General features: G+C 43.3%; 7 protein-coding genes. 5 read left to right on the top strand and 2 right to left on the bottom strand.

The genetic code is table 11. The features are described 5' to 3' along the window. Window positions 1-194 precede the first annotated feature (194 nt). Entirely contained in the window at window positions 195-893 is a 699-nt protein-coding gene (locus tag IQ257_RS09820; RefSeq protein WP_193872836.1) for an ATP-dependent Zn protease, read from the top strand. Here the strand turns inward: IQ257_RS09820 and IQ257_RS09815 are convergent. Continuing rightward, a complete protein-coding gene (locus IQ257_RS09815) occupies window positions 890-1879 on the bottom strand; it encodes a GGDEF domain-containing protein (protein ID WP_193872835.1) in 990 nt (329 codons plus the stop codon). The two genes, IQ257_RS09820 and IQ257_RS09815, sit on opposite strands and share 4 nt — an antisense overlap. Before the next feature lie 258 nt (window positions 1880-2137). Here IQ257_RS09815 and IQ257_RS09810 point away from each other — a divergent pair, with 258 nt between their 5' ends. The 4 genes from IQ257_RS09810 to IQ257_RS09795 all read left to right on the top strand — a co-directional run bounded on the left by IQ257_RS09810 (window position 2138) and on the right by IQ257_RS09795 (window position 6745). Further along, window positions 2138-2416, top strand: a complete 279-nt coding sequence (locus IQ257_RS09810; RefSeq protein WP_193933010.1) for a hypothetical protein — start codon at window positions 2138-2140, stop codon at window positions 2414-2416. 149 nt (window positions 2417-2565) lie between these two features. Then, window positions 2566-4230 (top strand): peroxidase family protein, encoded by a 1665-nt coding sequence (locus IQ257_RS09805; RefSeq protein WP_193872833.1) that lies wholly within the window; start codon window positions 2566-2568, stop codon window positions 4228-4230. Between the two features lie 127 nt (window positions 4231-4357). Further along, window positions 4358-5557 (top strand): catalase, encoded by a 1200-nt coding sequence (locus IQ257_RS09800; protein ID WP_193872832.1) that lies wholly within the window; start codon window positions 4358-4360, stop codon window positions 5555-5557. Window positions 5558-5674: 117 nt separating this feature from the next. Continuing rightward, window positions 5675-6745 (top strand): hypothetical protein, encoded by a 1071-nt coding sequence (locus IQ257_RS09795; RefSeq protein ID WP_193872831.1) that lies wholly within the window; start codon window positions 5675-5677, stop codon window positions 6743-6745. Window positions 6746-6913: 168 nt separating this feature from the next. Here IQ257_RS09795 and ggt read toward each other — a convergent pair whose 3' ends face one another. Next, window positions 6914-8713, bottom strand: coding sequence for a gamma-glutamyltransferase (gene ggt, locus IQ257_RS09790; protein WP_193872830.1), 1800 nt, complete (start codon window positions 8711-8713; stop codon window positions 6914-6916). Between the last annotated feature and the right edge of the window lie 91 nt (window positions 8714-8804).

Below are 8804 nucleotides of genomic sequence, written 5' to 3'. Positions count from 1 at the left end.
GCTGGGGAGCTGGGGAGCTGGGGAGCGGAATTTTCCTGTTTTGCTAGACGCTTCTGTTTAGAGATGGGTGTTACAAGGGCAGGGGGAGCAGTGCCTAATTGTTGCGTTTTGATACATTTATGAAAGAGCGATGGAGTCTGGGAATAGTATCCACTCCCTGACTTCTGTCTCCTGTTCCCTGACTCCTCTAAACCATGCAGCAAACTTCCCTAAATTTAATAGCCATCGGTATCTTCACCGTGACGATCTCGGCACTCCTCGGACCCATCTTCAACATCCCTCCCGCTATCCCTGCCGCAGCCACATTTAGCATTTTAGGTCTTGCCACTCTAGACAACTTAGGTTTCCAAGGTAAAGGCGTTACCTTGCTGTTAGACTGGCTATCGAGGACTCGGAGCGACTATCGCGATCGCATCCTCCGCCATGAAGCTGGTCACTTTCTGATCGCTTATCTGTTGGGTATTCCAGTCACAGGCTATACCCTAACTGCATGGGAAGCCTTAAAACAAGGACAACCGGGATTAGGAGGAGTCACCTTCGATACTCAACAACTGTCCCCAAATCCCTTGGCGATTACCGAAATGCAGTTAACATTAAACCGATTCTGTACTGTTTGGATGGCTGGAATTGCTGCCGAAACATTAATCTACGACACGACAGAGGGAGGTTTGGACGACCGCCAGAAACTCAGAGAAGCCCTAACCGCACTGGGGCGTCCTGCCAGCGAGTCTACGCTCAAAGAACGTTGGGCAACCTTACAAGCACAAACGCTCCTTCAGAACAACTGGACTGCCTACGAAGCACTCGTGACAGCGATGGAAAAACGAACACCTGTGACAGAGTGCTATAAGCTTATTCAGGAACATTGTCAGGCTTCTGGCGAGTCAAGCTAAATCTTATTTCCATCGCAGAAAACCTGATTGCGACCACTGGATTTAGCGAGCCGCAGATTATAGTCAGATCGTCGCACCAGACTCTCGCCTTTAGAATCATCAGAACCGTTTAGAGAAGCAAGCCCTAAGCTGATTGTAACTTCTAGGGCTAACTTACCATCAACGCGAAAGAGATGGTCGCAGATGATACGCCGCAGTCGTTGGGCGACCACTTGAGCTTCCCAAGCATTCGTTTGATTGAGGAGGATTAAGAATTCTTCGCCCCCGTAACGAAATAGGGTATCTTGAAGCCGCAGGTTGTTTTTTAATCGACCTGCCAGCAACTGGAGAACGCGGTCGCCCACCTGATGCCCGTGGTTGTCATTGACGGCTTTGAAATAGTCCACATCCAGCATAATAACGCTCACCGTACTTGAATGGGTTCGCGCATTTTGAATTTGTCGGGGTAACTCCCACTCCATGGCGCGGCGATTGCTCAGTTCTGTCAAGGGGTCGGCTAGTGCCATGGTAGAGAGCAAATCATTCGTTTGCTGTAGTTTTTGATAGAACTGAACGCTTCGGAAACCTGCCTGAAGTTGTGCCTTCAGCAATCGATATTCTGCCAAGGCTGTGACTGGATCTCCCGTACTTGCTGAAGTCAACTCTAAGTACGCATCGGCACCACCTTCTAAGGCGTCGGCACGAACCGCCCACTCCCGACGCAAGTCTGATACTATCCCATCGCAGGGCGTTTCAGACTTATCATTCACAAAAATGCAATAGATCCAGCCCAAATGGAGCTGTTCTTTAATTTGATGACACAGTTCTAAGCTACCCGGCTGTGTGGCTTGCACAATCAAAATAGCAGGTTGTTTAGCCTGAACCACGGATAAGACATCATCAAGATTAGAAGACGCCTCAACCGTACCGAACGTAATCGTGCGAATCTGGTCTAGAAAAATTCCCAGAAACTGCTGACTTCCCACTACCAGTATAGAAGCGTCCATCTTGGCATACTGCTCAAAAGAGCTAGAGCATTGATCCCGAGCAACCGATGTCGAAACTTTTAGCACCAGAACCCTTTAGCCGTGGATGTATGAATATTCTATTCAAGACTAGACGTTTCTGAAGAAGGTGGCAGTAGTAGTTATCCCTACTTTTGGCATAACTTTGCCAAATCTTTACAAAACTCAGGGGTGAACAGGTGAGAGGTGAGAGGTTATAGGGGTGAGAGGGGGAGACACGGAGACACGGAGATTTTTGAGGTGTTACTCTTCTCCCTAGCTCCCCTGCTCCCCACGCCGATGGATATGACATCAAATATTGATCAGCGTTCTGATGTTATTGACATCAAAGTTGAGTACAGCAAAGTCTTTCTTGTAATTCAACTAATTGTTAACTTAGGTTTAGTTATATTACTTTTTTTAATAAATATCATCTACACCACAGAAAGTCAGCAAAATGGCTGGAAAATATTTATATCTTTAGAGACAGGCTATAAAAGCAAAATTAAGGTGGTGACAAAAAGCTTAAAGTTGTTTTGAAAAGCTGAAAGGACTACCGCCCAAATAATCTAGAAAAGGTTCTCTCCAAACTAATTAAAAATGTAGAGAACTGAGAAAACTTCATCAATATCTCAGAAGAGAATACAAGCAAGCGAGCTAATCTACAAGAATCAAAAGGAAAAGCAATCATGGTAAGAGATACCTCTAAAGATGGATTCAGCAACAAAGCTTTAACTTATACGTTGAGCCATTTCAAACCAATTTGGGATTTAGTTCAAAGTTATGAGCCTCTGAAACGTAAACTCAACAAGTTTTTTCTGAATAGTATCATTTATAAAATTCCGACTCGACCCCTTCCCCATAGCTTAATGACTCTAGACCCCTGCATTCCAGGGACAAACATTCCCAAGAAAACTGATACCTATATCTCTTGGGATTCACTTACAGACCGAACTTATACTGGACGACATTTACCTCCAGACCCGGAATTTAACAAAGATGAGAATTTGCCGAAAATCGAAGATTTAAAGGTTTTATTCCAAAAAAGAGACGGAAAAACAATTTATTCGCCAAAATCGACTCTGCTTTTTCCCTATTGGGTGCAATGGTTTACGGATAGTTTTCTGCGGATTGATCAGGAAAACCGATTCAAAAATACCTCCAATCATCAAATTGATATGTGTAATGTTTACGGGTTGACCCGTAAACAGACAAATCTTATCAGAGCTTTCAAAGACGGTAAATTTAAAACCCAGAAACTCAAGCGCAAAGATGGCGTAGAAGAAGAATATCCGCTCTTTTATTATGCCGATCCTGAGCAGGGTATTGTCGATCCTCAATTTGAGGGTCTTCATGCACCCCTTAATGATGAGAAAAGACAACCCCCCGAAAAGAAAGCCAAGCTCTTTGCAATGGGAGTTGAACGGGCAAACGTCCAAATTGGCTATGTCATGCTCAACACTTTATGCATCAGGGAACACAATCAGATTTGTGATATCCTGTCAAAAAACTATCCGCAATGGGACGATGAGAGGCTCTTCCAAACCGCGAGAAATATTCTCATGGTGATTGTTCTAAATATCATTATGGAAGAGTATATTTTCCACATTACACCCTATAACTTTAAATTCTTTGCCGATCCTGAAGCTTTTGCCAAGGAAAGCTGGTATCGAGAAAATTGGATGGCTCTTGAATTTAGTCTTGTCTATCGCTGGCATAGTGCAATTCCTGAAACCTTTATTTATGACGGCGAAAAAACACCCATGTATGATTCCCTTTGGAATAATCAAATGTTAATTGATAAAGGGTTGGGCGCATTGATGGAAGAGACTTGTTCCCAACCGGGCACCAGAATTGGTTTGTTTAATACGCCTGATTTTCCGATCGCAGGAACACCCTACACATTTATTGATGTTACTGAACTAGCCAGTGTTAAACTAGGACGGCAGGCGCAATTAGCCAGCTATAATGATTACCGCGAAATGTGTGGTTTTCCAAGGGTAACTGATTTCAATCAAATTACGGGTGATGAATATGCTCAACAGAAGTTAAAAGAATTGTATGGTCATGTTGATAAGATTGAATTTTTTGTTGGATTGTACGCCGAAGATGTGCGAGAAAATTCAGCAATTCCGCCTCTAGTTGCACGGTTAATTGGCATTGATGCTTTCTCCCAAGCATTAACTAATCCTTTGTTATCACCTAAGATATTTAATAAGGACACTTTTTCTCCCGTTGGTTGGGAAATTATTCAAAATACCAAAACTGTCTCTGATTTAGTGAATCGTAATGTCCCTCCCGGCGATCGCAAGTACAAAGTCACTTTCAATCATCAAGTTGTAACTGACAACTAAGGCTCAAGGTAATTAGGGGTGCAAAGATATCTGCACCCTCACGCATTGAGGAAGGCAAATACTATCTTGTAGCAAAAAAAGCTAGAAGTCTAATGAACAAGCTGTACGGCGACGAAAGAAGGTAAATATGAGCCAGAAGTTATTTACAGAGTATCCCGAACAGGATGAACGCAAATACTACGATCTCCTGGTCGAGCAAGTCAAGACCCGCATGGATAATCTGTATAAGGACAAGGAGCGGGCGCTGCGAGATACCCATACCAAAAGCCACGCTGCTGTTAAAGGAATTCTCGAAATATTTGACTTTGATGAGGAAGCGATTAAAAGCGAATTGAAGAAACGCACCTCGTTGACATATTCGCAGCTTAATTCTATTTCCTTTAAGCAAGGCTTGCTCTCCTTACCCAAACAATATCCTGTTTGGCTGCGATTTGCCAACGGAGCCTTCCAAATAAAAAATGATTACGAGCCAGACACTCGCTCAATGGCAGTGAAAGTGATGAGGGTTGAAGGGGAACGACTTGTGCAAAGCTATGAGTCGAAAACCCAGGACATTATTGTTCATAATTCAGCGTTTTTCTTTGTTAAAACCATCAGAGACTACTACGGCTTTTTTTCTGCCGTTGTTGAATCAAAGGAGGCAACAAAGAAGTGGCTTTATCAACATCCCAGGCAGTTCTTAGCGCTCCTTAAGGGTACGAGCCAGGTTCCGAAAAGTTTACTAACACAAGAATATTGGAGCAGTTCAGCCTCTGCTTTAGGACTCAACCCCGATTTTGATGCCTCGAAGACTGGTCTAGTTCCTGTCGAATATCCTGCTGTAATTAAATATGCGTTTACTCCAGTTTCAAGCCAACCTCCACACAACAAAATTCCATTCCAGTCTCGACCTGGAATTCCTAAACTTCCCTTCTTCAATCGCGCCAAAGCACTTGGCTTAGATCCCAGTCAACCGGACAATTACTACCGGGATGACATAATTCAATCTCTGGCAAAACCTGATGCCCAATACTGTTGGGACTTTGGCATTCAGTTCCAAACCAGCCCAAAGATGTCGATCGAGGATGCCACGATTCTCTGGAAGGAAAAGGAATCACCTTTCTTCACAGTAGGTCGTCTCACCGTCAAGCATCAGATCATTAATTTTGAAAAACAATACGATTTCTGTGAAAACCTGCGATTTTCTCCTTGGAATGGTCTAGCAGTCCATCGTCCTGTTGGGTGCATAAATCGACTACGCGGTATTGTTTACCCTGTTGTCGCCTCCTATCGCCATCAGAAGCAAGATTTTGTCTACCAAGAGCCAACTGGAAATGAGACCTTTTGAATAGGCTTGACAAAAGGAATTAATGGAAATGTATAAAAATCCAGCCCCAAAAACTGGAGGCTGGTACTTATTTGTGTCTATCAACTACGATAGTTGAAAAGGCAGAAGTCAGTATAAATGAAAATAAACAAGAAGCTTGTTGCGATTCTGGCTTTTACGATCGCCCTCTTACCGACTCCCGTCCTTGCCAATGCGGGAACACCGTTGATGTGGACTGGATTTGGACACCTTTTTATTGGCAATGCGGTTATTGGTACTATAGAAGGACTCCTACTTTCAAGATTATTTAACACACCCCGATCGAAATCAGTCAATGTACTCGTTCTCGCCAACTACGCCTCCGCTTGGTTGGGAATGGTACTGATACTAGATCGACTATCCCATATCTCAACGATTACTATTGAAAATGTCTATGTTTGGCTTTGGCTCTTTGTCGGAATCGCCTTTATACTGACATTATTCATCGAATACCCATTCTTTTGGTTCCTACTTCGGAAACAACAAAAAGCAGTCCAAAAAGCTCTCAAAGCTACACTTCTTATTCATGGCATCAGTTACCTCCTGTTATTCGGCTGGTATGGGCTGAACAGCCAGACTAGTTTGTTGACTCAGCTTGATGTGGTTTCAGCCGAGCAACTACAACCGAGCAAGGACTATAGGCTGTACTTCATTACCTCTGACGGTAAGCAAGTGGTTCAGTCAAACCTGGACGGCAAGAATCAAGAGAGTATAAAAGATGTAATTGCTACAGATAGGAATGATAGACTCTCTATCTGCAAAAATGAAGAAGAGAAGTTTGATCTTGTTGTTAATGCCAAAGTCATCCTCTCCGATTTGGCATCTCTTGCCTCGATACCTGAACCGCCCGAACGGTATAATTGTGTCCCTTATCCTTTCGGAGCAGTTCCCAAACTGACTGAAAATACCAATTGGGACTATGAGACTTTCGTTTGGGCGGCGGGAGGAATTATGGGTTATAACGAGCCAGAAAAGTTAAGATTCGGATTTGCCCTTGAGACACCTTTTGTATTTTGGAATGTGAGTAATGCAACTCACCTCGACGGAGATTTTATTGTATTTCAGCTTGGTAACAATCAGGTGTGTATCTTACAGCCTCACGAAAAAAGAATAGCGTTGATTGCACGAGGACGATCGCCAGTTGTTGTCAAACCCAAACAATCAGACTAGTACCGCTACGCGGAATTCAAAATTCAAAATTCTTATAATACAAGCGTTTCATGGATTCTGAATGGTAGCTTGATTTCCGCCGCACTGTACTAGATGACTGCTTTGGGAGTTCCTTTTCGCTTCCAGATGATTATCCTTCTCGGCTGTGCCAGCTTAATTTTTCGGCAATCAGTATCCCAATGTTAAAGCACCAAGACGCCTCGGATCGGATGCACCTTGCAACGTATTATCAACAAACAGGATACTTTGCGTACTTCCCATCGCATCGACGACAGTAATCTGATGTCCTTTCTCCTTTAACAAGCGAGTTGTATCCCCATTCAAACTCTGTTCAATCATCAACTCATCAGGAAGCCATTGATGATGTACACGAACCGCATTAGTGGCTTCAGCAATATTCATATTGTGATCGATAACATTTAAGATAAGCTGTAAAACTGCCGTGATAATTCGACTCCCCCCCGGACTCCCAGTAACTAAAAAAGGATTTCCTTGTTTTAATACAATAGTGGGTGTCATTGAACTCAGCATTCGTTTTTCCGGTTCAACGGCATTAAATTCTCCACCAATTAATCCAAAGGCGTTAGGAACTCCGGGTTTAGCTGAGAAGTCATCCATTTCATTATTAAGTAAAATCCCTGTTCCAGGTACTGTTAATTTACTGCCATAACTGAAGTTTAAGGTGTAAGTATTAGCAACAAGATTTCCCTCTTTATCCATAACCGAATAATGAGTGGTGTTGTTACTTTCGGTGAATACATTTGGATTTCCGGGTGCAATCTTTTGGCTAGGTGTTGCCTGCTCACGATTGATTTGGCGGCGGAGTTGATTAGCATAGAGCTTTGACGTTAAGCCAGCCACCGGTACATCGACAAAATCAGGATCGCCCAAATATTTAGAACGATCAGCATAGGCTAACTTCATCGTTTCTGCCATTATATGAATGGTTTCTGCCGTATTATGCCCGAGTTCGCCAATCGGAAATCCTTCTAAGATATTTAACATTTGTATCAGATGAACACCACCGGAACTCGGAGGCGGCATCGAATAAATTTCATATCCTCGATAGGTTCCTCGAATGGGTTCTCGGATGACAGGTTTGTAGTCCGCTAAATCCTCTTTCGTAATTAAACCACCGTTGGCTGCCATATCTGCAACAATGGCATCTGCGATCGCACCTTGGTAAAATGCCTTTGCACCGTCTTGAGTAAGCTGTCTTAAACTTCTAGCTAAGTCCTTTTGGAGTATAATTTCCCCCACTTCATAGGGAATTACTCCAGGTTTGTAAAAAATTTCCATACTGGCAGGAGAGACTTGCATAGAGTCTTTGACAGCCACTAAAGAATTGTGCAAAAATTCAGAAACTTGCATTCCGTTTTCTGCCAATTCAATAGCAGGTTGCAAGGCGCGTTCGAGAGAAATTGTGCCATATTTCTCCAGTGCCATTGTCAAGCCAGCTACAGTGCCAGGAACGCCAACGGCTAAATAACTATTTTGAGATTTTTCAGAGTCAACTTCACCAGCTTCATTCAAAAACATATTGCGGGTTGCCGCTTTGGGTGCTTTTTCTCGATAATCAAGAGCAATCGTTTGGTTTTCTTGTGCCAAATGCACCAGCATAAAACCACCACCGCCGATATTGCCTGCTTCCGGTAAAGTTACAGCTAGTGTAAATCCAATAGTTACAGCCGCATCAATAGCATTGCCTCCTTCTTGTAACACCTCTAAACCTGCTTTAGTGGCATAGCTTTCTTGAGAAGCAACCATGCCATTTTGAGCGATAACAGGATGAAAGATATCCTTTTGGCTATAGATGGGGGCATCTTGCGCTAGGGTTCTGCTGGTGATGATGCTGATAGAGAGCAGAACGCCGAGTAGAACGTTAGGGTTGCGAAGGAAACCAAAAATGGTTATTGAGGTTTTCTTGAAACGAATACTTGGCTGGTTGCCTCTCTTAAGAGTTGGCATGAGATGTCTTTCATAATTTCCTGCAATGAGTGTAGTATGAGTGGAGCAGGTTTGGACAAGTCCCAACACCTCATTCAGACAGCAACGTTAT

It is taken from the genome of Coleofasciculus sp. LEGE 07092 (assembly GCF_015207375.1).
Classification (GTDB): domain Bacteria; phylum Cyanobacteriota; class Cyanobacteriia; order Cyanobacteriales; family Coleofasciculaceae; genus LEGE-07092.
This window is presented reverse-complemented; position numbering and strand designations above follow the sequence as displayed.